General features: G+C 38.8%; 18 protein-coding genes. 8 read left to right on the top strand and 10 right to left on the bottom strand.

Annotated features, from left to right (window positions below; genetic code table 11):
• A complete protein-coding gene (locus F564_RS0106350; RefSeq protein ID WP_028121887.1) occupies positions 1-558 on the bottom strand; it encodes an RNA polymerase sigma factor in 558 nt (185 codons plus the stop codon).
• 272 nt (positions 559-830) lie between these two features.
• Here F564_RS0106350 and dapF point away from each other — a divergent pair, with 272 nt between their 5' ends.
• Genes dapF through F564_RS0106330 form a run of 3 tightly spaced genes read left to right on the top strand, consistent with a single transcriptional unit; the run spans position 831 to position 5,299 of the window.
• Positions 831-1,607 carry a diaminopimelate epimerase gene (gene dapF / locus F564_RS0106340; RefSeq protein WP_034980925.1) on the top strand — a complete coding sequence of 259 codons (777 nt, stop codon included), beginning with the start codon at positions 831-833 and terminating at the stop codon, positions 1,605-1,607.
• Positions 1,608-1,666: 59 nt separating this feature from the next.
• Entirely contained in the window at positions 1,667-2,692 is a 1,026-nt protein-coding gene (gene mltG, locus F564_RS0106335; RefSeq protein WP_028121885.1) for an endolytic transglycosylase MltG, read from the top strand.
• A gap of 27 nt (positions 2,693-2,719) precedes the next feature.
• Complete coding sequence (locus F564_RS0106330) at positions 2,720-5,299, top strand: TonB-dependent receptor domain-containing protein (RefSeq protein WP_028121884.1); 2,580 nt, start codon at positions 2,720-2,722, stop codon at positions 5,297-5,299.
• 349 nt (positions 5,300-5,648) lie between these two features.
• Here F564_RS0106330 and F564_RS0106325 read toward each other — a convergent pair whose 3' ends face one another.
• The 4 genes from F564_RS0106325 to F564_RS0106310 form a co-directional block, all read right to left on the bottom strand.
• Positions 5,649-6,839, bottom strand: a complete 1,191-nt coding sequence (locus F564_RS0106325; RefSeq protein WP_185094326.1) for an efflux RND transporter periplasmic adaptor subunit — start codon at positions 6,837-6,839, stop codon at positions 5,649-5,651.
• 33 nt (positions 6,840-6,872) lie between these two features.
• Positions 6,873-8,141, bottom strand: a complete 1,269-nt coding sequence (locus F564_RS0106320; protein WP_028121882.1) for an ABC transporter permease — start codon at positions 8,139-8,141, stop codon at positions 6,873-6,875.
• Between the two features lie 80 nt (positions 8,142-8,221).
• Positions 8,222-9,451 carry an ABC transporter permease gene (locus F564_RS0106315; protein WP_028121881.1) on the bottom strand — a complete coding sequence of 410 codons (1,230 nt, stop codon included), beginning with the start codon at positions 9,449-9,451 and terminating at the stop codon, positions 8,222-8,224.
• Positions 9,452-9,530: 79 nt separating this feature from the next.
• On the bottom strand, positions 9,531-10,232 hold the full coding sequence (locus tag F564_RS0106310) for an ABC transporter ATP-binding protein (RefSeq protein WP_394330628.1): 702 nt from the start codon (positions 10,230-10,232) through the stop codon (positions 9,531-9,533).
• Between the two features lie 86 nt (positions 10,233-10,318).
• Here F564_RS0106310 and F564_RS0106305 point away from each other — a divergent pair, with 86 nt between their 5' ends.
• The 4 genes from F564_RS0106305 to F564_RS0106285 all read left to right on the top strand — a co-directional run bounded on the left by F564_RS0106305 (position 10,319) and on the right by F564_RS0106285 (position 14,314).
• Positions 10,319-11,098 (top strand): ATP-binding cassette domain-containing protein, encoded by a 780-nt coding sequence (locus tag F564_RS0106305; RefSeq protein WP_084406779.1) that lies wholly within the window; start codon positions 10,319-10,321, stop codon positions 11,096-11,098.
• A gap of 102 nt (positions 11,099-11,200) precedes the next feature.
• Positions 11,201-12,547, top strand: coding sequence for a TolC family protein (locus F564_RS0106300; RefSeq protein WP_028121878.1), 1,347 nt, complete (start codon positions 11,201-11,203; stop codon positions 12,545-12,547).
• Positions 12,548-12,846: 299 nt separating this feature from the next.
• Positions 12,847-13,476, top strand: a complete 630-nt coding sequence (locus F564_RS0106290) for an NUDIX hydrolase (protein WP_028121877.1) — start codon at positions 12,847-12,849, stop codon at positions 13,474-13,476.
• A 46-nt stretch (positions 13,477-13,522) separates the two neighbouring features.
• Positions 13,523-14,314 carry a lysophospholipid acyltransferase family protein gene (locus F564_RS0106285; RefSeq protein WP_028121876.1) on the top strand — a complete coding sequence of 264 codons (792 nt, stop codon included), beginning with the start codon at positions 13,523-13,525 and terminating at the stop codon, positions 14,312-14,314.
• 84 nt (positions 14,315-14,398) lie between these two features.
• Here the strand turns inward: F564_RS0106285 and fabV are convergent, their stop codons facing one another.
• Positions 14,399-15,601: an enoyl-ACP reductase FabV gene (gene fabV / locus F564_RS0106280; RefSeq protein ID WP_028121875.1), complete on the bottom strand. Its 1,203-nt coding sequence runs from the start codon at positions 15,599-15,601 to the stop codon at positions 14,399-14,401.
• 472 nt (positions 15,602-16,073) lie between these two features.
• Here fabV and F564_RS18810 point away from each other — a divergent pair, with 472 nt between their 5' ends.
• The gene (locus tag F564_RS18810; protein ID WP_051259584.1) at positions 16,074-17,561 is read left to right on the top strand and encodes a glycoside hydrolase family 28 protein; all 1,488 of its coding nucleotides are present in this window, start codon (positions 16,074-16,076) and stop codon (positions 17,559-17,561) included.
• A 65-nt stretch (positions 17,562-17,626) separates the two neighbouring features.
• Here the strand turns inward: F564_RS18810 and F564_RS0106265 are convergent, their stop codons facing one another.
• The 4 genes from F564_RS0106265 to F564_RS0106245 all read right to left on the bottom strand — a co-directional run bounded on the left by F564_RS0106265 (position 17,627) and on the right by F564_RS0106245 (position 26,622).
• The gene (locus F564_RS0106265; RefSeq protein ID WP_028121874.1) at positions 17,627-19,726 is read right to left on the bottom strand and encodes a type IA DNA topoisomerase; all 2,100 of its coding nucleotides are present in this window, start codon (positions 19,724-19,726) and stop codon (positions 17,627-17,629) included.
• A gap of 613 nt (positions 19,727-20,339) precedes the next feature.
• Positions 20,340-21,626 carry a TolC family protein gene (locus F564_RS0106255; protein WP_028121872.1) on the bottom strand — a complete coding sequence of 429 codons (1,287 nt, stop codon included), beginning with the start codon at positions 21,624-21,626 and terminating at the stop codon, positions 20,340-20,342.
• Positions 21,627-21,670: 44 nt separating this feature from the next.
• Positions 21,671-24,097 carry an ABC transporter permease gene (locus F564_RS0106250; protein WP_028121871.1) on the bottom strand — a complete coding sequence of 809 codons (2,427 nt, stop codon included), beginning with the start codon at positions 24,095-24,097 and terminating at the stop codon, positions 21,671-21,673.
• Positions 24,098-24,210: 113 nt separating this feature from the next.
• On the bottom strand, positions 24,211-26,622 hold the full coding sequence (locus tag F564_RS0106245; protein ID WP_028121870.1) for an ABC transporter permease: 2,412 nt from the start codon (positions 26,620-26,622) through the stop codon (positions 24,211-24,213).
• Positions 26,623-26,650 lie beyond the last annotated feature (28 nt).

Genomic DNA, 26,650 nt, shown 5'->3' with positions numbered 1-26,650 from the left:
TTAAAAATCGGTTTCGTCTTCTTTTAACAATTCGGCCAATATTTTTTTGGCGCGCATTATTCTCACTTTTGTATTCGCAACAGAAAGATTGAGCTCTTCTGCTATTTCTTTGATGCTTTTTTCCTCAAAAAATCTAAGACGTATAATGTCCTGATTCTTGGCATCCATTGTTTCTATGATCTTGATGATCTTTTGCTGGTCTTCCTCCGATATTAATAATTCTTCGGGAGATCTTGCAAATTCATTTTTAACGTCTTGCAGATTGGCGTTAGGATCTTCGTTTTCGCGGCTTCTTTTTCTCCAAAAATCGATGATTGTATTCTGTGCGATCGTCAGAATCCAGGTTTTGAACTGAAAACTGGGATCGAAGAGGTCCAGCTTATTCAGCACCTTTGAAAATACCGAAACCGTGATTTCATCCGCGTCATTCTCATCCTTCACTTTGTTCATCACAAAAGAGAACACATCCACCCAAAACGAATTAATGAGCTGTGTCTGAGCCTTTTGATCTTTGTCTCTGGCTTTTATGATGAGGGTAAGTAGCTGATCTTCTTTCATTTTTTCGACGAACAAAGATAGTTATAATAATTAAAAAAATTCAACATACCAAGATTGAGAAATTCTATAATCCATTAGCATTTTAGATTAAATTTAAATAACACCAATCAAGATTAAATTGTCTTTAAATTAAGTATTTTTACGGGCTTCATTTTTCCATGAGGAAAATAACCAATTCATTACTATTCAATAATTTAAAATAAAATACGCGTGGCGTTTCTTTTACTTCAAAAAAAATAACTTCAGGCCATTTATTTGATAAATAAAAAAACATGAACAAACAAATCAAATTTTATAAATACCAGGGAACGGGAAATGATTTTGTAATGATTGACAACCGAGATCTTGAATTCCCAAAAAGCACTGAACTCATTGAAAAACTTTGCGACAGACGTTTCGGAATTGGCGGAGACGGGCTGATTCTACTGGAAAACGATGAGAATTCTGACTTCAAAATGGTGTATTACAACTCCGACGGGAACGAAAGTACAATGTGTGGCAATGGCGGACGCTGCATCGTGGCTTTTGCTCATTTCTTAGACATCTTCGAAGACAAAACTGTTTTTGATGCGATCGACGGACTGCACAAAGCGGAGATCAAAAATGGCATCGTAAAGCTTAAAATGATTGATGTAAAAACCATCAGTACAGATGGAAATGACTACGTCCTCAACACTGGTTCGCCACATTATGTGAAGTACGTGGAAATGTTAAATAATTATAATGTTTTCAAAACCGGTAACGAAATACGAAATTCCGAAACTTATAAGCAAGACGGAATCAATGTCAACTTCGTGGAAGCTCTTTCTGACAAAGAATTGTTTGTAAGAACTTACGAACGCGGCGTGGAAGATGAGACCTTCAGTTGCGGAACAGGCGTTACTGCTGCGGCTTTAACTTTTATGGATAAAAATAATCAAACTTCTGTAGGAGTCAGGGTTTTGGGAGGAAAGCTGAAGGTCTATGCTGAGAAGAATGGCGAAGGTTTCTCCGACATTTGGCTGGAAGGTCCGGCAAATCAGGTTTTTAAAGGAGATATTGCTTTATAATTAAAGATTTGATAATTGAAAAAATAAAGAAAGTTAAAATCTCTTTTACCAATTAAACTATGAAAAAAATAATTCTTATAATATCTGTTGTCGTGATTGTAATTCTGGGATTTTTTGGGATTAGATTCTTCAACAAATATGTTGGAAACAATGTAGAAAAAGACGGTTTTGTCCTGATTCCTCATCATGCAAAACCTCAGCAGATCTTAGATTCGATTGCACCTTACATCAGGAACCAAGATGATTTCACAAGTATCGCCGAAGACAAGAAGCTTGGAGCAAATTATCAACCTGGACGATATGAACTCAAATCCGGAATGAATAACCGCGCGATCGTCAATATGATCATCGCTGGCAATCAAACGCCCAATTCTTTCCGGATCAAAGACTTTGATGATGTTTATCAGATGATCGGCAGAGTGACAAAAAAAACAGAAATTGATTCTGCGACATTTGCGAATCAGCTCAACGAAATTGCTGTTGGCAAAGGTTACAAAAATGCGGAAGACCTGAAGAAATACTTCTTCAACAACACCTATGATTTTTTCTGGACCGTAACGCCTAAAGAATTCTTCGATAAATTCGAGAATGAATATAACACATTTTGGACTGCGGCGAGAATCGAAAAAGAAAAACAATCCGGTTTAACAAGAGATCAGATTTATGCGTTGGCTTCGATCGTTTACAAAGAATCAGGCGGCAAGCCAGATGAGCAGAGAACCATTGCCGGACTTTACCTGAACCGTTATAAAAAAGGAATGAAACTGCAAAGTGACCCAACGGTGATTTATGCAGTGAACAAAGCCAGCAATTTCACATTACAGATCAAAAGAGTTTATTACAAACACCTGAGGGAACCTTCGCTGTACAACACTTATGCGAACAAAGGCATTCCGCCAGGACCCATTTGTATTGTGGATAAGGGCGCTCTAACTGCGGTTCTGGATGCAGAAAAAAACAATTACATTTTTATGTGTGCCGATCCTGCGAGATTTGGTTACCATAAATTCACGGATAACGCTGCAACGCACGCCATAAATGCGAAAGCCTACCAAGACTGGCTGGATAAAAAAGATATAAAATAAAGAGCAACGGCTCATAAATAATAAAGAATGAAAAGAACGGAAATTGTAAGTATATTTCAAAAGAGAGCTTTTGGATTAGCCCTTACTATAGGAGCGGCCAGCTTTGTAATGGCTCAGCAGAAAGTCAATATTTCTGGAAATGTAAAAGACACGAATGGCGCAATTGGCTACGCATCTATTACTTTTAAAAACAGTCAAAATGCACAATTAACTGATGCGGTGCTTGCAGATGCAGATGGGAATTACAAGATAGATTTGACACCAGGCAGCTACAACGTCACCATAGAGGCGGTAGATTATAAAAAATTCACACAGACCATTAGAGTTGAAAAAGCAGGACCCGTTGCGCCTTTTGTGATTGTATCTGCAGGGAAAACAAATCTTACCAATACCACCGACATCCAAGGCGTAGTGATCACTGCAGCGTCTACAAAACCATACAAAGTAGAACTTGACAAAAAAACGTACGATCCTTCTCAAGATCTGGTGAGCAAAGGTGGCAGTCTTCAGGATGTTTTGCAAAATGTACCATCCGTTTCCGTAGATACAGACGGAACGGTGTCTATGCGTGGCAGTTCTAACGTCAGATTTCTGATCAACGGAAAACCTTCTGCCCTTTTGGGAATAGATGATGGCGCCAATGCATTACAGAGTATTCCTGCCGACCAAATCGAAAAAATTGAGGTGATCACCAATCCATCTTCGAAGTTTGAAGCGAGTGGAACGGCTGGTATCCTTAATATCATTTTAAAGAAAAGTAAAAAGACAGGATTCAATGGAAGTGTTATTGGAACTTTAGGCTATCTTCCTCAAACCAACCTAAACACAAGTCTAAGCTGGAGAAAAGGCAGTTTTTCCTGGTTTCTGAATGGCGGTGGTGGCTACCGTGAATCCAAGAATACCAGCAGAAATGATAATTATTATAACAATGTTACAAAAACTGGCACCCAGACAGAGTCTCATCAAAATTCTATAACAAAGAGTGCTAACAATAACTACAATGCTACTGCAGGAATCGTTTACGATATCAATGAGAAAACCTCTGTCAACGCGTCCGGAACTGTCAGAACTTTTGACAGCGAAAATAACGGTAACATCAATTATGATTACTTTTACCTCAATACGCCTGATTCCCATACCTTAAGAAAAAATATGGGCACCAATAATAATCTGGCTTTTCAGGGAGATTTTGGGTTGGACCACAAGTTTGATAACAAAGGGCAAAATCTATCAGCATCTCTTAGTTTGCAAAGCAACAAATCTAAGAATGATACCAATATAGAGGAATTCATCAATTACAGTGAAAAATCTTCCCTTCAGAACATTATCAATCAAAATACCAAGAATCAAAACATTGTTGCAAAAGCTGATTACGAATTGCCAATTGGTGAAGCTTCTAAACTAGAAGCTGGATACCGTTTGGATTCTAACAACAATACTTATGATAATAACGTTCAGCAAAGTACCAAACCTAATTCGGCATTACAATATCTGGGACTTTACACCTACGATGCTACCTATAAAGAATTGTTTAATGCTTTTTATCTTCAATTCAAAAGTAAGATCGGAAAAGTTGGATATCAGTTAGGATTGCGCGATGAAATCTCCAATGTCACCACAGATTACCGTAATCTTGAAAACAGCAATACACTAGAGAACAGAAAGAAAAACTATAACAACCTGTTCCCAAGTATCTTTTTGAGTTATGAATTTGCAAAGGACAATCAATTATTACTTAATTATTCCAGAAGAATAGATAGACCGCGGGGTTTCTTTTTGATCCCAAATCCTAGCTATAGCGACAATCAAAATATTTTTGATGGTAATATCGATCTGAATCCTTCCTATGTGGACTCTTTCGAAGTAGGGTACAGTATTTCTAAGAAAAAATTTACGATCAATCCAACTTTGTATTACAAACGTGAAACTGATGACACCAAGATGCTGGTTTACAACAAAGCTGTGGAATACCAATATCTGGATGATGCGGGCCTAATCAAAACCGGTCAACGGGTTGAATTTCACACCAAACCGATCAATCTTGGTTCAGAAGAAACTTATGGATTAGATCTTAACTTCAATTGGGATGCGACCAGCTGGTTGAAGTTTATGGGGAATGTAGATGTTTTTGGATATAACATCAAAGGAAGCACATTGTACGAGACATTGGATGCTGATTTTAATAACATTACAGATACGGCTAATTTTAACGGAAAAGGAATCTCTACAAGAACTAGACTTACCAGTTCTTTCAAGATTGATAAAACACTTAATTTCCAAGTACAAGGATTCTACAGAGGAGGAACAAAAACTGAATATCAGGACAGAAAAGAGATGTACGCTGTCAACTTCGGTGCGTCTAAAACCATTTGGAATGGAAACGGGACACTGGCTTTTAATATTCAGGATGTTTTCAACACGAGAGCCATGCAGTCTACGACTTATACCGCGAACGGTAGAAGAGACTCCTATATGCAGTGGCAGCCTAGACAGTTCACTGTTTCTTTGACCTACAGATTCAAACAGGGTGAAAAAGTGGAACAGCCAAAACGTAAAAAGGATATCAATTCCAATGCGAGCGGTGACGACCAACAAGCGCCAATGTAATCATCTTAATATCACATAAGAATATCCCGCAAATTAATTTTTGCGGGATTTTTTTGTAGGTGATAAAAATCCCCGCACCGAAACTTGCTGGATTCACAGTCTGTGCGATGTAGGATTTGGATGCTTTTGATTTTGCGGATCAAAAGAACAACTCATATTCAGATATTGACCTCATATGACGATATTGAAAACCGAATCTTACCATACAGTCTTGATACCAGTAGGTACTTCGTCATGATTTATTATCCAGAACACCGTTCTTTTTACGGAATGGATAGATCAAACAAAAAATCCGTCCTGTTATAAAAACAAGACGGATCTTTTTTAACAATTATAATTAAAGGTCTATTTATTTCTTTTTGTCCTTCAGCTCGTCTTTGTCTTTGTCAGAAGGATTCCAGACTTTTATTTCTGCATTCTTATCGATTCCGGAAAGGATCTGGACATTGATACCATCACTGGAACCTAATTTCACATACACTTTTTTGTAGCTTCCGTTCGCTTGCTTTGCTTCTACAAAGGCTTTGTTATTTCCCTTTTCATATTGGATAAGTGACTCATCCAAAAGTAAGGCATTTTTCTTAGAACTCAATAATATTTCTCCATTCGCACTGAATCCTGCACGGATATATTCTGCGGTTTTATTGTAAACATCACCCTCAACAGCAAATTTTATGGTTCCGCTGGTTTCTGTTCCTTTCGGTGCAATCAGGGTCAGCTTTCCGGGAAATGACTTGTTTTGCAACGCACCAATCACTACTTTCATATCCATCCCTTGTTTCAGTTTTCCGGCTTGCGCTTCATCGATGTCGCCTTTGAAAATTAATGAATTAAGATCTGCGATAGAACAGATGGTGGTTCCAGCGTTGAAGGCGTTGGCCTCTATCACCTGGCTACCAACTTTTACAGGAATTGTCAGAACTGTGCCTGCCGCTTTTGCACGGATCTGAGTCGTGGCCATACTTTGTAATTCTGGTGTGGCACCTGTTCTTACGATCTGTAATTGTTTCTGCGCCGCGTTCAAAGTCTGAACGGCCAATTTCTGTTGTTGCACAGTGGTCTGCAGTTGCTGCTGAGCCGTGATAAACTCTTGTTTGGAAATCACGCCTTGCTTATAAAGCTTATCCTGCATTGCAAACTGCTTCTGCTGATTATCCACATTAATTTTGGCATTTGACAGTTGGATCTGCGCATTGTTGATCTGCATTGTTGCAGTGTTAACGTCCGTCACATTCGGCACGATTCTGATGGTTGCAATCAACTGCCCAGCCTCTACTTTGTCCCCTTCGTCTACATTGATGGTCTGGATGATTCCGGAGATATTCGGTTTGATCTCGATCTCTTCACGCGGTTCAATTTTTCCGGTGGCCATTACTTTGTCATCCAGATTTTGGATGCTTGGTTTTCTGGTAAGGAAGACCTCATTTTCCGAGGAATTGGATTTTACAAGATAGCCGATTCCGACCACAACAGCCACCACGAAGAGCAGTCCCAAAAAAATGGACAATGCTTTTTTAAAAGTAAATTTCTTCTTTTCCATTATATAGAAATATAGTTTGTTTTATTTATTAATTTATTCTGACCTCAGTGCTTCGATAGGTCGTATTTTCACTGCTCTTTGTGCCGGTATCATTCCGATCATCAAACCTAAAAAAACCATAATTCCCATTGCAGAAAATACGTTTCCGTAATCAACCGTCGGATTATCAATAGGGAATGATTCATTATTCATCGAGAGAATGTTGAGGATAATGAGTAGAAAAATCCCAAATACAAATCCTAATAATCCTGATGACAGCGTAATCACAACACTTTCCAGTAAGATCTGATTCCTCACTTCGGCAGGTTTTGCGCCCAAAGCTCTTCGGATTCCTATTTCTTTTGTTCGTTCCTTTACCGTAATTAATAATATATTAGAGATCGCAATCACGCCGGCAAGGATCGTTAATGTCCCGACAATAATGGTCAGCAGCTGCATTCCTGTGAGAAATCCCGTCACTTTTTTAAATTCTTTAGCGAGGTTAAAGCTTCCAAAAGCATTGGTATCTTCTGGCGAAACGTGATTGATCTTTTTAAGTTCATCTTTCACTTTGTTTTCTACAAGCTCAGCCTCGGCATCAGGCTTTCCTACAATCGCAAAAAAACCGACCTTATCGCCCTCGTTGTACATCCCGGAATAGGTAGAAAACGGAATATACGCCGACTGATCATTCTCCATACCTCCCATTTTTCCTACACGAAAAACACCTATTACTTTAAAAAAAACACCTTTCAGATTGACTGATTTTCCAATCGGATTTTCATTTTTTTTGGCATCAAAAAGGTTTTTATAAATCTCTTCTCCTATGACGATTACATTTTTTTTGGATTGAATATCTGCATCATTGATATATCTGCCGAATAGCAGTTTCTTCTTAGAAATCTTATTACCAACTGGAAAATCGCCCGTAATCGTGTAGGTGTTTTTCTGTCCGTTTCTTGATATTTGCTCGCCGGGATTTCCAAAATTTCCTCTTGCACTTTGAGGCGATATATAATCGATTTGTGGGATTTTTTTCTGTAAAAGATCAATATCTTTCAGACGAAGATCCATTTTTCTGCCTTTTGCAAATCCCTCATAAGGAATATTGGTATTTTGTGGCCACAGAAATATAGAGTTGGTTGCAAAACCAGCGAATAATTTATTAAATTTATTTTCCAATCCATTGGCAGCTCCTAACAAACTCACATACAAAAACATACCCCAGCCAACACCTATCATCGTCAGGAAAGTCCTTAGCTTATTATTCCGGAGGGAATAATAAATCTCTTGCCAGGTATCTCTTTTGAAAAGTATATTCATTTGAAAAGTATATTCATTTGGTTATGATTAATAAATAATAATTGATAAATGTTAACATTTTATCTACAGCTAAAACCCTCCTAATCAGATCTTAACGCTTCGATTGGTTTTATCCTCGATGCTCTGTAGGCTGGTACAAATCCCGCAATGGCTCCGGATAAAATTAAACAGAAAAAAGCGGCCACAATCGAACCCCAGCCTACGGAGGGACTTAGTATAAAATAATCTTCCAGATTGTTTCCAATTAATTTCAAAGCCAAGACTCCAAGACCAACGCCTACAAATCCTGAAATAACTGTAATCACAATACTTTCCTGTAGAATAAGTGCTACAATTTCTCTGGGTTTTGCGCCAATTGCTTTCCTCACACCAATTTCTTTGGTTCTTTCTTTTACGATATAAACCATAATATTACTGATCCCGATAATGCCTGCTAACAATGTCCCGAGCCCGATGACACTTACAACAGAAGTAATGGCAAACAGAATTACGAAAGAGTCCTGTGTGTTTTTTGCGTTATTATTGACTCTAATTCCCTGCTGATCTTCTGGCGAAATTTTGTGTCTTACTTTGATATCTTTCTCCAGTTTATCTCCAAATTTCACACCTTCGTCCGGCGTCATATCAGGATTGTAGGAAAGCATCACTGTGCTGATGGTATCAGAACTTTTCTTCATCTGTTGAAGGGTGGAAAGCGGAATGGAAATATGCCGCTCATCCCAGTCACCTCCCGGATCCGAGAAGACACCAACCACTTTGAACATCGTCCCGTTGATTTCCAAATCTTTCCCGATCGGATTGCCATCACGGATCAGATCACGCCAGACCATCCTCCCGATGGAAGCAACGTTTTTTTTCAGTTCGTTATCTCTTGCATTGATATAGCGCCCATCGATCATGGTTCTGTTTTCCAGAAATTTCTCATCTCCAAAAACACCGTTGATCTGATAGCCGCCACTTTCTTTCCCATATCTTACAGTAAGATTGGTTTGGTATCTCGGTGAGGCATATTCTAGCTTACCTTCGCTTTCTTTTACGATGGCATCGAAATCATCATTGTTAAAAGTGATCTGTCTATCAGACTGTAATCCCGCATAAGGTAGCGTGGTTTTACCGCCGAATAGCATGATCAGGTTGGTAGCATCTCTTGTAAAAGCTTTGGCGAAGGAATTGTTAAGACCATTCCCAATCCCAAACAATACAATAAAGATAAACAATCCCAAAGCCACCGTAAACCCAGAAAGGACCGTCCGCAATACATTACTTCGGATAGAACTAAAAATCTCTTGCCAGCGGTCTAAGTCAAACATAATTCGGTTGTTGGTTGATGGTTTATAGTTGTTAGTTTTTTGTCAGGCTGAGGCTCTCGAAGCCCTTTAATATTTTTATTTATAAAACGATTTGGTTGATAAATTCATCACTTTCTATCAGTCCGTCTTTCAGGATCACGTTTCTTTTGGTTTGTGCTGCCACATCGGGCTCGTGCGTCACAACCACAATTGTTTTTCCTTCTTTATTAATATCCTGAAGCAGTTTCATAATATCGTGTGTCGTTTTGGAATCTAAAGCTCCGGTAGGTTCATCTGCCAAGATTAATTTTGGATCTGTGATGAGCGCTCTTGCTATGGCAATTCTTTGTTTTTGTCCTCCAGACAATTCACTTGGCAGGTGATCTTTCCAATTCAGTAATCCTACTTTTTCCAGATATTCCTCTGCTCGTTTTGTTCTTTCTTTTCGGGAAACATTTTGATAATATAATGGTAGTGCCACATTATCCAAAGCCGTTTTGTAATTGATCAAATTAAAAGACTGAAATATGAATCCCAAAAATTTACTTCTGTATTCTGCTGCTTTTACTTCTGTCAAATGTTTGATGGGAACGCCATCCAATTCGTAAATGCCATTATCCGCTTCATCCAAAATCCCGATGATATTCAGCAAGGTAGATTTCCCGGATCCCGAGCTTCCCATAATAGAAACAAACTCACCTTGCTCGATATTTAGGTTGATTCCTTTTAGAACGTGCAATTTGCTCTTGCCGGTATCATAGGATTTGTTGATGTTTTCTATTTTGAGAATCGGATGAGACATGGACTGGATTTTATAGATAAGTAAATCCGATTGTGAAATTGTTACAAATGTTTGGAAATTTTATATAAAAGAAAGTTAAGCACTTTATGAAAAGTAGCTTTAACAAGATTGGTTTGTTTGAAATAATGGATTTGGAACGAGAAGAAACAACAGACAAAATAGATCTTTCATCGGAAAACATCGGGGATATTCAGTTCAGAGATGTGAGTTTCAGTTATGGCAGCAGGATTGATGTATTTAATCACTTTAACTGCGTTATAAAAAAGGGTCAAACTACGGCAATTGTCGGCGAAAGTGGAAGCGGAAAAACCACATTGGCAGCTTTGATTCAAAATTTATATCTTTTGAAAATGGAGAAAATTGTCATTGGCGACCACGACATTAACAATATTTCCAATTATTCACTTAAACAGTTGATTTCTTCCGTGCCGCAACAAATCGATTTGTTTTCCGGCAATGTTATAGAAAATATTGCGTTGGGAGAAGACGTTCCAGACATACAAAAAATCATAAATATTACCAAAAATCTGGGAATTCTGGATTTTGTAGAAAAACTGCCAAACGGACTTCAAACTTATTTAGGAGAAAACGGTGCGTTACTATCTGGCGGACAAAAGCAAAGAATTGCAATCGCCCGAGCTTTATACAAAGATCCGGAAATTTTAATCTTGGATGAAGCAACATCCTCCTTGGATTCGGAAGCCGAACAAATCATTCAAAAAACACCCAATGATTTCAAAGCTCAAAGAAAAACAATGGTAATTATTGCCCACAGACTAAGTACAATTGCAAACGCTGATGATATCTTGGTAATGAAAGAAGGAAAAATCATTGAACAAGGAAAGCACAAAGAACTAATCTCATAGGATTCCATTTACAAATCGATGTGGGAAAAACAGAGTTATTTTTTAAATTGAGTTGTAACAAATCAAATATTTCGTTGTCTTATTGTATATAATTTTTCTTTTATGCTTAAAAAAGTTTTTTGTATTTCGCTTTTGTCTATTGGAGTTTTGGGATTTTCTCAAAAGAAATGGACGATTCAGGAGTGTGTGGATTATGCGATCAAAAATAATCTGCAGGTTCAGGCCCAGGCTTACAACAAAGATGTGCAAGCAAAAAATCTGGACATAGCAAAAAGAGAATACTTACCTTCGGTTTCTGGAACAATTTCGAACACCGCAAGTTTTGGAAATTCACAATTTGTCAATACAACCGTACGGAACGATAATTTTAACAGTAACGCCAATCTTGGGGCTAATATTTTGGTGTACAACCATGGCCGCCTGGAGAAAACAATTCGTAAAACCGCCTTTGATGTGGATGCAAGTTTGCAGGATATTGAAACCATTAAAAACAACATTTCCCTTCAGATTGCTCAGCAATATCTTTCTGTCATGCTAAACAGAGAGATCAAAAAAATCTCTGAAAGTGCCATGGAAAATGCACAAAAACTATACGATCGTGCAAAAATAACAACAGAAGTCGGCACAACTGCACAAACTGTTTTAGCAGAAGCAACGGCTTCCCTTGCGAGAGAAAAGCAGAATGTAAAAACAGCTCAGATCAATATAGATAAAGCACTTTTTGCGATGGCTCAGATCTTACAGCTTCAGGATTACAAAACCTTTGACGTTGTGGATATTCCTGTCCCGGATGAGTTGGCGCCGCAAACCGAATCTGTAGAGGATGTTTTGACTATCGCTTACGGTTCTCAGCCCGTGATAAAAGCGGCGGAAATCAGAATAAAAGCGGCTGAAGCACAAACCGAAGTTGTGAAAACCAACTTTTGGCCAACCATATCAGCAAACGCAGGAATTGGAACACTTTACAACAATCAATTATATACAGACAATTTAAACTACGGACAGTTACCTTATATAAAAGAACACAGCTTTACACAGCAGTACAAAGATAATTTTGGCCAGCAAATAGGTCTTAATGCCAACATTCCTATCTTCAACAAGGGCAATACAAAACGACAAGTTGAGCAGACCAAAATCAACGAATCGATTGCTAAAAATAATCTGGAGCAACAGAAATTCCAGTTGAAGCAGGATATTCAGCAGGCGCAGTTCAATGCGGATTCTAACTATGAAATTTATGTCTCTGCTTCTGAAGCTGAGAGAAGCACCAAACTGGCTCTCGATTTTGCTACGAAAAGTTATGATGCCGGACGTTCTACCATTTATGACGTGACAATGGCCAGAAACAATTATGCGAATGCACAAGGGTCTGTAGCTCAGGCAAAGTATAATTATTTATTTAGTGTGAAGGTTCTGGATTTCTACGCGGGACGTGGCATTTCGCTTTAAATACAATAAAAACCAAGATGTAAGTTTACAATTTACAGGACTTTAAAAGTCGAAAAATTAGTTTTTCTGAGCATGTTGAAATTTCATCAAAATTATTTCCCTGATCCTGAAAGGCGAAATTTTGACGAAATTTTCAAAGCATTTTTCCAGCCTTGAGGCTTGGGGAAAAGAAAAGTGTCTACGGAATTTTAATTTTTAATGATTTCTAAAACAGACTTTACGACTTTTTCACAAAATTATTGGTAACAATTTTTGCGTTTTTGAGATCATAAATCTTACAATTTTCTTATCTTTGAGAGATGCACACCTTCGGAAAAGATTTATTAAGAGATATCAAACAAGCGGAATTATGGGGCGAGAATGCGCACAAAATCTATTCTCCGCCTTATCGCCCCATTTACAGTTATGAAGATATACTGACGAAGAATCCGAAATTTGCAGCCGTGAATATCCTTTTATACATCAAGGACAACGAGTGGCATTTCCCATTGATCGTGAGATCTCAAAACGAAAGAGACCGTCACAGCGGTCAAATATCTTTGCCTGGAGGAAAAAACGAGAAAGAAGATTTCGATTTTGCCCATACTGCAAAAAGAGAAACGTCCGAGGAACTGGGAATTGATGAACATTATGTGAGAATCATCCGCGAAATGTCGCCCATCTATATCCCGCCAAGTAATTTCTATGTGCACGCTTTCATTTCATACACCAAAAAAAAACCGGAATTTATCCTTCAGGAAACCGAAGCGGTGGAATTGATAGAATTTCCGATTTCATCTTTATTAAATCTTCCCCACCAGCCAAAAAACATGGTTTTGCCATCAACCAATGGCGCGGAAGTTCCAGTCATTGATTTTAATGGCTACATCATCTGGGGCGCCACGTCTATGATACTGAGCGAATTCAGTAACTTATTAAAAAAAGTCTAATTTTGCAGGAATAATGACCAAACTCGGAAATTATAATTAATTATCAATGGCAAAAAAAAATATTTTTACCGATTCTTTTGGAAACATCTATGTTCTGAAAAGGTTTATTATTTTCATTCTCGGACTCGTGTCCTACAGAAGATTTAACGGCTTCAACAAGCTGAACATTACAGGAACCGAAAATCTGTCGGATTTGCCCGACAGCAATGTGCTTTTTGTATCCAATCACCAGACTTATTTCGCAGATGTTGCTGCCATGTATCATACATTTTGCTCCGTGAACAACGGTTTTCACAACACCATCAAAAATCCCGTTTATCTTCTGAATCCTAAAGTAGATTTCTACTACGTTGCAGCAGAAGAAACAATGAACAAAGGTCTGCTGTCGAGAATTTTCAAAATTGCCGGTGCTATAACAGTCAAAAGAACATGGCGTGCGGAAGGAAAAAACGTCAATAGAATGGTTGATCTTTCTGAAATTGAAAATATTATGAAAGCCCTCGATAATGGCTGGGTCATCACCTTTCCCCAAGGCACAACTTCGGCTTTTGCACAAGGCAGAAAAGGAACCGCCAAACTGATTAAAAATCAAAGGCCAACGGTCATCCCAATCAAAATCAATGGTTTCCGAAGAGCATTTGATAAAAAAGGACTGAAAATAAAAGTGACAGGTGTAAAACCGACTTTGGAGTTCAAACAAGCCTTGGATATTGACTATGACAATGAATCTCCAACAGAGATCCTGGACAAAATCATGCACGCCATAGAACAGACTCCGGAACACAACATTCTGCACGATTACGACACCAAACTAAAAGAATCAAAATCTCTAGAATAACAAAACGGCTACTGAAAAAGTAGCCGTTTTTGTTCTATTTTAAAGACTCTATCAATCTATCAGTCTATCTTCTTCTAGTCTAAATTAAGCCTCAATACTAGGAACTTGAACGTTCTCATTCGCATCTTTTTCATAATCGATCCCATCAACTTCGAAACCGAAAAGATTGAAAAATTCCTTCCTATAGCCCGCGATATCACTGATCTCAGAGAGGTTCTCCGTTGTTGTTTCTTTCCACAATTGATCCACTTCTGCCTGAACGTCATCTGCCATCTCCCAATCATCAACTCTGATTCTTCCTGCAGAATCCAACGGCACTTCACCATTTTCTGTATATAATCTGTCAGCAAAAAGCCTTTGGATTTGTTCGATGGTTCCTTCGTGCGTTCCTTTTGCTTTCATCACTTTATAAAGCAAAGAAATGTATAACGGAACGACAGGAATTGCTGAACTGGATTGAGTCACAAGTGCTTTGTTTACAGAAACATAAGATTGTCCTTTCAGGTCTTTTAATAAGTCATTTAGAACAGTTACAGTCGCTTCAAGGTCGTTTTTCGCCTGGCCGATGGTTCCGTTTCTGTAGATTGGGAACGTCAGTTCAGGACCGATGTAAGAATAGGCAACCGTTTGAACACCGTCAGCTAAAACGCCAGCAGCCTTCAAGTCTTCCATCCAGAATTTCCAATCTTCACCACCCATTACGGCAACCGTGTTGGGGATATCTTCTTCGTTTTCAACAGGAGCAATCGTCACCTCAGAAACGACGCCGGTGTGGAAGTCAACCGTTTTATTGGTGTAAGACTGTCCAATTGGTTTAAGAACTGATGAATGGGCAACACCCGTTTTTGGATGCGTTCTTCTTGGAGAAGCTAAACTGTAAACGACCAAATCAATTTGACCAAGGTCTTTTTTGATTAATTCGATTGTTTGTTTTTTGATATCGTCTGAGAATGCGTCACCGTTGATACTTTTGGCGTAAAGTCCGGCCTCGTGCGCTTCTTTTTCGAAAGCCGCAGAATTGTACCAGCCTGCAGTTCCCATTTTGCCTTCAGAAGCTGGTTTCTCGAAGAAAACGCCAACCGTTGCAGCGTCTGATCCGAAAGCAGCAGTGATTCTGGAAGAAAGTCCGAAACCTGTAGAAGCACCAATGACCAACACTTTTTTTGGGCCGTTTTTGATGGTGCCTTTGGACTTTACATATTCTATTTGATTTTTTACGCTTTGAAGTGCTCCATCCGGATGCGCAGTCAAACATATAAATCCTCTTGTTCTTGGTTGAATAATCATTGTTGAAATTATTTTTAGCATTGCAAATTAAAGAAATTTGAGCAAATAATCAGGAATTTTTGATTAAAAAGAACGTCATCAATTTTAATTGGCTCAGCAGCAATCAGACTTTAACCTAGTACGACAATTTATTTTATGCAATCGATTGCGCCAGCAGATATTTTTTCTAATTTTACCTGCAAACAAATTGTACAAAGGATAAGGTTAAAAGTTTCCGTATCACATAAAGGTATTAAGTATCAGATAAAAAGTACTAAGTATGATTTGAATCTGCTTTTGGAAGAGCGAATTGAACGCAACCCGACTTGAGTGGAGCTCATTTTTTGCAGCGGGAAAAGCGAAGGCAAAAATAGCGGGAACGGAAGGCGGAAAAGTTGCCCAAATAAATATAAATGATAAACTATTAATGATAAATGATTTTCAATTAGATATTTTACCATCAATTTTTAAAATATAAATTTCTATACAAACAATGAAAAAATTATTAATAGGTCTTGCATTTTCTGTTGCAGCTTTGGTTTCTGCTCAGAAAAATGACATCAATTATTACATCCAGAAAGCGCCATTCAAATTCGGTGAAATGGTATTACCTACAATTCCTCAAAAGGATTTCAACTTCAAGGATTTTGGAGGTGTTGCGGATGGAAAAACCCTGAATACAAAAGCTTTCGAAAAGGCCATCACAACAATTGCTACAAAAGGTGGCGGAAGATTGATTGTCCCAGCCGGAACTTGGTTAACGGGTCCAATCGAGCTGAAAAGTAAAATCGATTTTCACGTGGAGGAAGGTGCAATCGTGCAGTTCAGCAGTGATATCAAAGAATTTCCGATGAGAGAATCTTCTCCCGGTAAATTTGAAGTAACGGCTCCGATTTGGGGAAATAACCTAAAGGATGTTTCCTTCACCGGAAAAGGAATTTTTGATGGCGCAGGTGAAGCTTGGCGTCCTGTGAAGAAATTTAAAACGACGGACGCACAATGGAAAGAATTACTAGCAAAACCAGGAAGTATGCTTAGCGATGACGGCAAAATCTGGTGGCCAAGCGAATCGGCAAAGAATGGTGAAGAACTGGCAAAAGTGATTACGAAAACGCCCAATGCGACGATTGATATGTACCAGCAGTTGCATCATTTTTTGAGACCGATGATGTTCACGCTTTCCAAAGTGACGAATCTTTTGATTGACGGACCAACGTTCCGAAACTCACCAAAATTTGTCATCAATCCTAAACAAATCACCAATCTTGTCATCAGAAACACTACCGTTTACAATCCGAAATGGGCTCAAAATGGCGACGGAATCGACATCAGTGCGTCGAAAAATGTGATTATTTACAACACGAAAGTGAATGCAGGCGACGACGGAATCTGTATGAAATCTAGCGGAACTCCGAAAAACGGAGAAGCCAATCTGCAAAACGTTATCATCGCAGAATGCACGGTGAATGAAGGTCACGGCGGTTTCGTCATTGGAAGTAATACCGACGGCGGAATGAAAAACATCTATGTTACCAATTGTACTTTTGACGGAACGGATATCGGAATACGAGTGAAAAGTAACTCTGGAAGAGGTGGTGATGTAAGCCAGATCTACATCGAAAATATCGAAATGAAAAACATTGTGAAATCTGCGGTTTTCTTTGATACTTTTTATGCTGATGCGCCGGTTGGAAGCACCAAAGAAAGCGAAGAGGCTCAGCATACTGGTGAAAAAGTGCCTTACTTCCACGATTTTTATGTGAGCAATGTGAACTGCGCTTCGTCGGAAACCGCTTTTAGTTTCACTGGACTTCCTGAGAAACTGATTGAGAATCTTTATTTTAAAAACGTGAATATCACGAGTAAAAAAGGAATTGTTGGGAAAAACGCCAATCATATCGTTTTTGAAAATGTAAAAATCAATAACAGTACAGATTACAAAATAGACAGTAATCTGAAGAAAGCAATTGTTGTGAAGTAATTTTGCACGACCATTAAAGGTGTTAATTTCTAAAACCCTTTCAGATTGAAGCTGAAAGGGTTTTTCTATTTTAAACCAATCACAAAATCTTCATTCATTACCAAAACGCCCTCTTCCTGTCCTTCTGTAAAACCTTTCAGTTTAGAGGTTTTACTTTTTAGAATCAAATCCTGAAGTTGCTTTTCTGACAGTTTTTTTCCAAGTATTTCAAACGGAACTTTGAAACCGCAAGCTTTGAAATCCGAACAGCCAATGGCGGTTTTTCCTTTCATCAAATTGTTGGCTCTACACTTGGGACATTGGGTTTCTGTCCAGATGATTTCGGTTTTTACCCTTGCTACTTTTTCTTTCGGAGGTGCCGGTTTTTCTTCTTCAAAATTGATCACTTTTCCTTTTGCACTGATCACTTTTCTCGTGAGTTCCGTGACCATATATATCAATTCATCTTTGAACTGGTTGGCTTCGTACTCTCCTTTTTCGATTCTGCGAAGTTTCGATTCCCATTCTCCCGTAAGTTCAGGACTTTTAAGCACTTCGTCTTCGATGGTGTCAATTAATTCGATGCCAATAGAAGTCGCCACCAGATTTTTCTTTTTGCGTTCGATGTATTTCCTTCGGAACAAGGTTTCGATGATATTGGCTCGGGTTGATGGTCTTCCGATGCCGTTATTTTTTAGCATTTCACGAAGTTCTTCATCTTCCACCTGTTTCCCCGCAGTTTCCATTGCTCTTAGCAAAGTAGCTTCTGTGTAAGGTTTTGGTGGCGAGGTTTTTCCCTGATGAATGAGTGGTGCGTGTTCGCCTTTTTCGCCGGATACAAACTCCGGAATCGTCTGTTCTTCGTCTTTATCTTTTTCCTCCTTCTCCTCTTTTTTATCTTTTGCGTAAACTGCTCTCCAACCAGGTTCAAGGATTTGTTTTCCGGAAGCTTTGAACGGAATGGTCCCCACTTGACCTTCCACTAAAGTATTCGAAATTTTACATTCGGGATAGAAAACGGCGATGAAGCGTTTGGCGACGAGGTCATAAATCAATTTCTCTTCCCGACTCAAATTTGAAGAAGGCGGAATTTCTGTGGGAATAATGGCGTGGTGATCCGTCACTTTTGTATCATCGAAGACGGCTTTCGTCTTCGGGATTGGTTGAGAAAGGAGAGGCGAAATCAAGTCCGAATAAATCGTCATACTTCTCAGAATACCGGGAATTTTCGGGTATAAACTTTCTGATAAATAGGTCGTATCAACTCTTGGATACGTCGTGTGTTTTTTCTCGTACAGACTCTGGATATAATTGAGTGTATGTTCCGCTGAGAAACCAAATTTCTTATTCGCTTCCACCTGAAGTCCCGTCAAATCGAATAATCTTGGGTTCTTTTCTTTGCCTTCTTTGATCTCGAAAGAGACAATTTCGAATTCATTTTTTTTGAGATATTCTAAGCCTTTTTCTGCTTTTTCTAAAGTTTTGAGTCTGTCAATGGATGCACTGAAAAGCACATCCCGGTATTTGGTTTTGAGTTCCCAATACTCTTCCTGAGAAAACGCATCGATTTCTTTTTGACGTTGCACGAGCATCGCCAGCGTTGGCGTTTGAACGCGTCCGATTGACAAAACCGCTTTGTTTCCGCCAAATTTTTTAGTAAATAATCTGGTGGCATTGATGCCCAAAAGCCAGTCGCCGATTGCTCTTGCGTTGCCAGCAAGATATAGATTTTTATAATCTTCCGCAGGTTTCAGATTGGCGAAACCTTCTTTGATAGCGTCTTCTGTAAGGGACGATATCCACAAGCGCTTCATTGGTTTGTCGCATTTGGCTTTTTGCAATACCCATCGTTGGATAAGTTCTCCTTCTTGCCCGGCATCACCACAATTGATGACCTCATCACATTCCTGGACTAATTTTGCGATGGTATCGAACTGTTTCTCTACACCATTGTTATCAATCAATTTGATTCCGAATTGTTTGGGTATGATTGGCAGGAAGATCAGATCCCAGGATTTGAAATGTGGCGCGTAATCCTGCGGTTCTTTCAGCGTGCAAAGGTGTCCGAAAGTCCAGGTGACGCAATAGCCGTTTCCTTCCATATAGCCACTTTTGGGATTGTTGGCGCCCAACACTTTGGCAATATCACGGGCAACGCTGGGTTTTTCGGCTATACAAAGTTTCATCTGTAGTTTTTATTGTCTTTTTAAGGTAAGATGGAACGTCAAGACGTTTCATCTTAATCTCTGGAAATAAGGCTTGCAAAAATGCGATTTTTAAATTGAAAAAACGAGTGATTTTGCACACAAAGTTCACAAAGTTTTTTTGAATCTAGCGAAAACAATTTGGGTTCACGAAGCTGCTTCGCTTATCAAAGATGGGACGTAAAATTGTTCTTTTAAACGGGAGGTGCGCAAGGATTTTTTGAAATTATTGAAAATATTTTTGAGGTTCGCAAAGACGCTTGGCAAGGATTTTTTTTCTCGCAGATGATGCCAATTTTGAAGACTTGAATGGTAAGACCACCGTGGATTGAAAGACCAATCTTCAACTTTGCGAAGCGCGCCCCGACTTTAGTGGAGCTCATTTTTTGTGGCTGGTTTTTGGGTCGGCAAAAATAGCGGGAACGGAAGGCGGATAAAGGCGCCCAAATCATTGTTCTAAAAATAAAAAATCCCTCCGAGGTCATCAATTTCGGAAGGATTCGAGAAACTAAATGTATGTTTTGAGTGATGATGAAAGACTTTGACTCCGCTCAGGCAGACATCGTTCAAAGACGTGTTGATAATAATATTGGATTTAAAATCCAGCTTCGAAAACTTTAAGCAATTCGGTTTGTTGGATGACTTCGTTTTTACTGCTGATGAGATTGTAGTTGGCTTGAAGCCAGTTGTTTCGCACCACGAAAAAGGTGTAGGCATCCATCAGGCCTTCTTTGTATTTCTCTTCGGATTTTTGGAAAGAGCGTTTTTGGTTTTCGAAATTGGCCTGCAGTAAGGTGAATTTTTCTTCCGAATTCTGATATTGTGCCTTAATGGAATGGATGCTTTGCGTGAGATTATTGATCACGATTTCTTTATCATAATTGGAATGGATGACATTCAGTTTGGCAATCTCGACATTATTTTTGACCTGCAATTTGTTGAAAATAGGAATATGGAGACTTAAACCAACCTGCTGGTTTTTGTTTCTTTTGAACTGATCCGAGAATGCGTCTGCCGATGCGCCCAAGGTTTTGCTGTAAAAGCTTGACCAGTTGTAAGAGCCGTTCAAAGTCGGAAAATAAGCAGATTTTGCGATGTCTATATTTTTTTGCTGTGCTTTTATTTCTGTCTGAACAGATTGGTAAGCGGGATTTTTTTCGAGAAGATTTTGGACAAAATCTATGTCATTGAAATTGGAAACTGAGATCAATGTGTCCTCCATTTTGAAGTCCAAGGAATCCTTTGTAATGGCTAAGGCATTAAGCAAATTAATTTTAGAAAGGTCTCTGGAATTCTTTGCGGAAACCCACTGTTCCTGCAAAGTTCCGAGGTTGGCTTTGATGTCATAAACATCACTTTTTGGGCGGTTACCAATTTCCACTTCTTTCTCGGTACGTTTGATCTGATCCTCGATTCCGGAAATCTGAGTTTCCAAAACAGCCAGCCAGCTTTTGCTGTTCTGATAATTGAAGAAGGTTTGAATGACATTCAGTTTGACCTCATTTTGGGCTTGTTTCATTTTGTAGGTTGACCCTTCCTTATTAATTTTTGACAAAGAAATAATCAGGTAATTGCGCCAGTTCATCAGCTCCCAATTGCCTTGTGCGTAAACATTGTCATTTTGTGTATTGATGGCTTCACGCTGATTATTGTCCGGATTAATTCCTAAACCAAAGTTATAATTGTGGCTAATCCCGGCTTCTACAGATGGCAATAACATTCCTTTGGCGGCAGAGATCTGACGGTCGTTTTTCTGAATACGGACCGAAGATTGTTTTACCAATGGATGATTGGCCGCTGCATAATCCAGACATTGTCTTAAGGTCCAACTTTGCTGAGCTGGGAAAAAATTGATGATGAATATGAAGAATAGTTTTTTCATTGTTTTAAATTTTGGTTGGATGATCTAACACCAAACTTTTATCGTTATTCGTATTTCAGATATTTTACGAGGTTGATCTTCGTGGCACGATAAGCTTTGAAACTCACGACGATGAAGGTTAGGATCAGTAGTAAGATCAGACTGAGAGCGTATGGCCACACGGGCATATCGATTCTGTAAGAGAAATCTTTCAGCCACTCGTTCATTGCGTAATAACTCAGCGGTATGCTTAATAATACAGCGAAAAAACAGATGGATAAAAATCTTTTCGTCAAATCCCAGATGATGGTTTTCTCCTCTGCGCCAAGCGTTTTTTTGATGGCAACATCTTTTAGTTTCTGTTCTATCAGTAGTGATGACAAAGCGAATAATCCCAGTAATGCCACTGTCAGAACCACGATGTTCAGCGTTGTGAAAAGCGTTTGTTGTTTCTGGAATTTCTCGAAGGTTTTTGCAAACTGCTTGTCTATAAACTGATAATCAAAAGGATATCCCGGCTCGGCTTTTGCGAGCCAAAATTCTTTGATTCTTTTGATGGTTCCTTCGATGTCGTTTTTGTCCAATCGGATCTGCAAATTGGTCATACTATTTTTGGCCCAGTTTCTGTCGTAGTTGTAGAAAGCGGCCGCTTCGATCGGCTGATCCACACCGCCGTAATAGAAATCTTGGACCACGCCGATAATTTTATATTTCTTTTTGTCCTCCCAACCGGGGAGAATTTCTTTTCCGATGGCCTGCTGATTGTTCCAGCCCATTTTTTTTGCAAAAGTTTCATTGATAACGGTTCCGCTGATTGTATCCGAAGTTTTTTTCCAGTTGAGATCACTCCCGGCGACCATTTTGATATGATAAAAACGAAAGTAATTTTCCTCGATGCCTCCAACCGCAACATTGCTGATCATTTTGGTGGTGTCCGCAGCATATTTCACATTAGAAGCGTTGCGAAGTCCTGCTCCCAGGGACTGTACAGAACCAGTGGTTTCAACAACACCAGGGATTTTTCTGACTTCATCTCTCAACAATTCATATTTTTTGACATCGTAATCTTTCTCATTATAATTGGTTTTTTTGAAATCGATTTGGATGGCCTGACTGCCTCTGAAACCGAGATCCTTGGTCATCATAAAATCTACCTGAGCATTGATAATTAATGAACAGATGATAAAAAATGAAGAGATGACCAACTGCAAAGTCAGGATAGAATTCCGTAACCAGACGCCGTGTTTGCTTCGTGAAAAATTACCTTTCAGTGTATTGATGGGTTTGAAATTGGCTAAGTAAGTAGCCGGAATAATGCCTGATAGAAGCGCGAACAACATCAACAGAACTGCTGAGGCGATGAAGATATGAGGATCATTCAGTTTGATTTCTTTGCCAAGATATTTGTTATACGAAGGCAAAAGTAACTCGACCAAAGCAAAAGCCATAAAATATGCGACCAGACAAATCATCAACGTTTCTATCAAAAACTGCATGACCAGGCTTTTCTTGCTACCTCCAACTACTTTTCTCACACCCACTTCTTTTGCTCTTTGAGCGGCTTGGGCGGTTTTCAGATTAATTAAATTAATTCCCGACAAGATCAAAATTAAGACAGATAAGCCGAGTAATATTTTTATCGATTTTTTATCGCCCATTTCAATTCCTCCACCTTTTGCATCTAGTCTGATCTTGCTGATGGGCGTCAGAAATACTTTGGTGGGATTTTTTTTATCAACTACTGAACCCCATTTTTTTGAAATAATCTCTTCGTGATGCTGTTGCTGCTTTGATAATTTATCTTCCAGCTGCTGAATATCCGTTCCTGGTTTCACTTTGAAAAGACCAAAAAAACTATAGCTCAACCATTGCGTATCATCTTTGGGCTGATTTTCCAATATGAGATAATCCGCTTTGAAAACTGAGTTTTCTTTAGGTAATTTATAAATCAGAGAAACCGTGTACACATTGCCGTTTTGATCTGTCTTGACGGTTTTTCCAATGCTGGTTTTATAGTCATCAGCAAATAATTGTTTCGCTGTTTCTTCGGATAACGCCATCTGAGATTTGTCCGTCAATGCATTATTGATATTCCCAGCAACTGTCTCGAAAGGGAAAAATTTGAAAAACTGACTGGAAACCTGTCCCGTTGTGGAATAGCTGGAATTTTCGCCAGCAATCAATCTCGTTTTGTACCAGCTCCAAATATTCGCGATCGTGTAATCTTCAATTTCTGGAAATTTTTCTTTGGACACGTACAATTCTGGATAGCTGGATTGAGACAGATCTCCAAAACTGGAAATATGATTTTCTACCAAATAAATATTTTCTTTATTCGGAACCCATTTTTCATAGGATTTTTCGTCTTGCCAATGGATGAATATCAACAGGAAAACACACAGACCAACACCCAATCCCAAGATATTGACGATCGTGGAAAGCCCGTTTTTTCTGTAATTGATGAAGGCTATTTTGAGCCAATTTTTCAGCATAATTGATGAATTATAAATGATAAATGATTTTGGGTTTGAAGTTGGGTGATGGAAGCGGGAAGTTTAACTGCTGCGCTAAAAACTTCCCGCTTCCATCATCAGACTTCCCGCTTCTATTCGTATTTCAAATATTTTATAAGGTTCACCTTTGTAGCCTGATACGCTTTGATGCTTACAACTGAGAAAGTCAATAAGAGCAAAGTGACAAGGCTTAAAATGAATGGTAAAACCGGCATATCAATTCGGTAAGCGAAATCTTTCAGCCACTCATTCATCAGATAATAACTGATCGGCATACTGATGACAACGGCGATCAGCGAGATCCACAGAAACTGTTTCGTTAAGCCAAAAATCAAGGTTTTGTCTGATGCGCCAAGCGTCTTTCTGATGGCCACGTCTCTCAGCTTCTGCTCGATCATCAATGATGACAATGCGAATAATCCTAATAATGCGACCATTAAAACCATTGCATTGAGGATGGTGAATAATGTTTGCTGTTTCTGATATTTCTCAAAGGTTTTGGCAAACTGCTGATCCAGGAAATAATAGTCAAAAGGATAACCTTGCTCCACATCATTCTGCCAATAGGTTTTCAGTCTTTTTACCGTTCCATCGATGTCGTTCGGGTCAATTTTCAACTGGATATTATAGACATTGAATCGCTTCCATTCGGTTTCTCGGTAATGGAAAAAAATGATTGGTTCTACCTGTGTTCTCAAACTTCTGATGTTAAAATCCTTTACAACCCCTACAATTTTATAGTTTTTGTTGTCAAATCCAGGTCTGATCTCGTTTTTCAAAGCATCTTCATCTTTCCAACCGAATTTTCTCACAAAAGCTTCGTTTACCATCACATTATTGATGGTATCCGATGAAAGATTCGGATCCAGCCAGCGTCCATTTTTCAGTTTTACATTAATGAATTTCAAATAATTATAATCCATCGATCCGTGCTGACCTTGGATACTCTTATCTTTAAAATCCATATTTGATGAACTGCTTCTTCCATTTCCAGGAACTGCTTCACCGTAAGAAATATCGGTTACACCTTTAATTTTTCTCATCTCGGTTTTCAGACGCTCATATTTCAGCCAAGGTTTCGGGTCACTTTCGCTGAAATTAATCATCATAATCTGTTTCCCGTTGTAGCCCAGATCTTTGTTCATCATATATTTAACTTGCTGATTCACGATCAATCCGCCGATGATGAAGAATGAAGATATTACTAACTGTAAAGTCAAAATTCCGTTTCGCAGCCAAACGCCATGTTTGCTTCTGGCGAAATTTCCTTTCAATGTTTCAATTGCTTTGAAGTTGGAAAGGTAAGTTGCAGGAATCAATCCAGAAATCAAGGTCACCATCAAAACCATCGCAAATGAGTAGAAATAAATTCGCCAATCGCTCATCGCCATTTCTTTGTCATAAAACTTGTTGAAACTCGGCAAAAGAAGCTCTGTCAAAGCCAAAGCCAGTAAATACGAGGCCATACAAATCAAAAATGTTTCCATCAGAAACTGCAAAACGAGATCGGTTTTTGTGCTTCCAATCGCTTTTCTTACGCCAATTTCTTTTGCTCTTTGAGACGCTTGCGCCGTTTTTAGATTAATAAAGTTAATGGCTGATAAAATCACAATTAACACTGACAGCGTAAACAAGATCATCAAAGTTTTGAAATCTACCGGACCAAACCAAGATGCTTTTGCGTGGAGTTTTATTTCAACCAATGGCGTAAGAATACTGTCCGTGGGGCCATAAAGGTCAAGGTATTGTTGAATGGTGACTCCGGCTTCTTTATTCTCCAAACTTGCGCGATATTCAAAAACATCTTTCACAAATTTTTGCTGCACAACCTTCGTATCGGTTCCAGGTTTCAGCATAAAAAATGAACCATAATTGAAGTTGCCCCACCATTTTTCATCATCTTTCATCTGCCCAGGTTTGATAATGAACTCAGGTTTTATCTGGGAATTTTCTTTAGGCAACTCATAAACAGCGGTTACAACGTAATTTTTGTTATCAAATTTCACACTTTCGCCAGCCACATTGGTTTTCCCGAAGAGATTTTTAGCAGCATCGGTGGAAAGCGCAATCACACTTTCTCCCTTCAAAGCATCTTTATAACTTCCGGAAACCAATTTGAAAGGGAAAAATTTGAAAAAACTATCACTGGCTGTCATTCCATCTTTTTGGAAAACAGTTTTCACTCTGGTAGTCATCTTCAAACCAATTCCGGAACCGTTGAACAAAACGTAATCTTCAATACCGGGAATGACTTCTTTCGCACGCTTTGCCATTGGAATAGAAATGTTGTTCCCGTAAGAGTTTTCTGGTTTATGGTAGGTTTGAAAATAAAAGATATTTTCCTTTTTCGGATTCCATTTTTCGAAGGATTCTTCGTCATTCCAATGCATCAGAATGAGCATAAATCCTGTCAGTCCGATCGTCAACCCAAACAAATTGATGATGGTGGAAAGCCAGTTTTTTTTATAATTGATAAAGGCAATTTTGAGCCAGTTGTTGAGCATAGTCGATAAATTATAAATGATGATTGAT

It is taken from the genome of Epilithonimonas tenax DSM 16811 (assembly GCF_000428485.1).
In the GTDB taxonomy this organism is placed as follows: domain Bacteria; phylum Bacteroidota; class Bacteroidia; order Flavobacteriales; family Weeksellaceae; genus Epilithonimonas; species Epilithonimonas tenax.
This window is presented reverse-complemented; position numbering and strand designations above follow the sequence as displayed.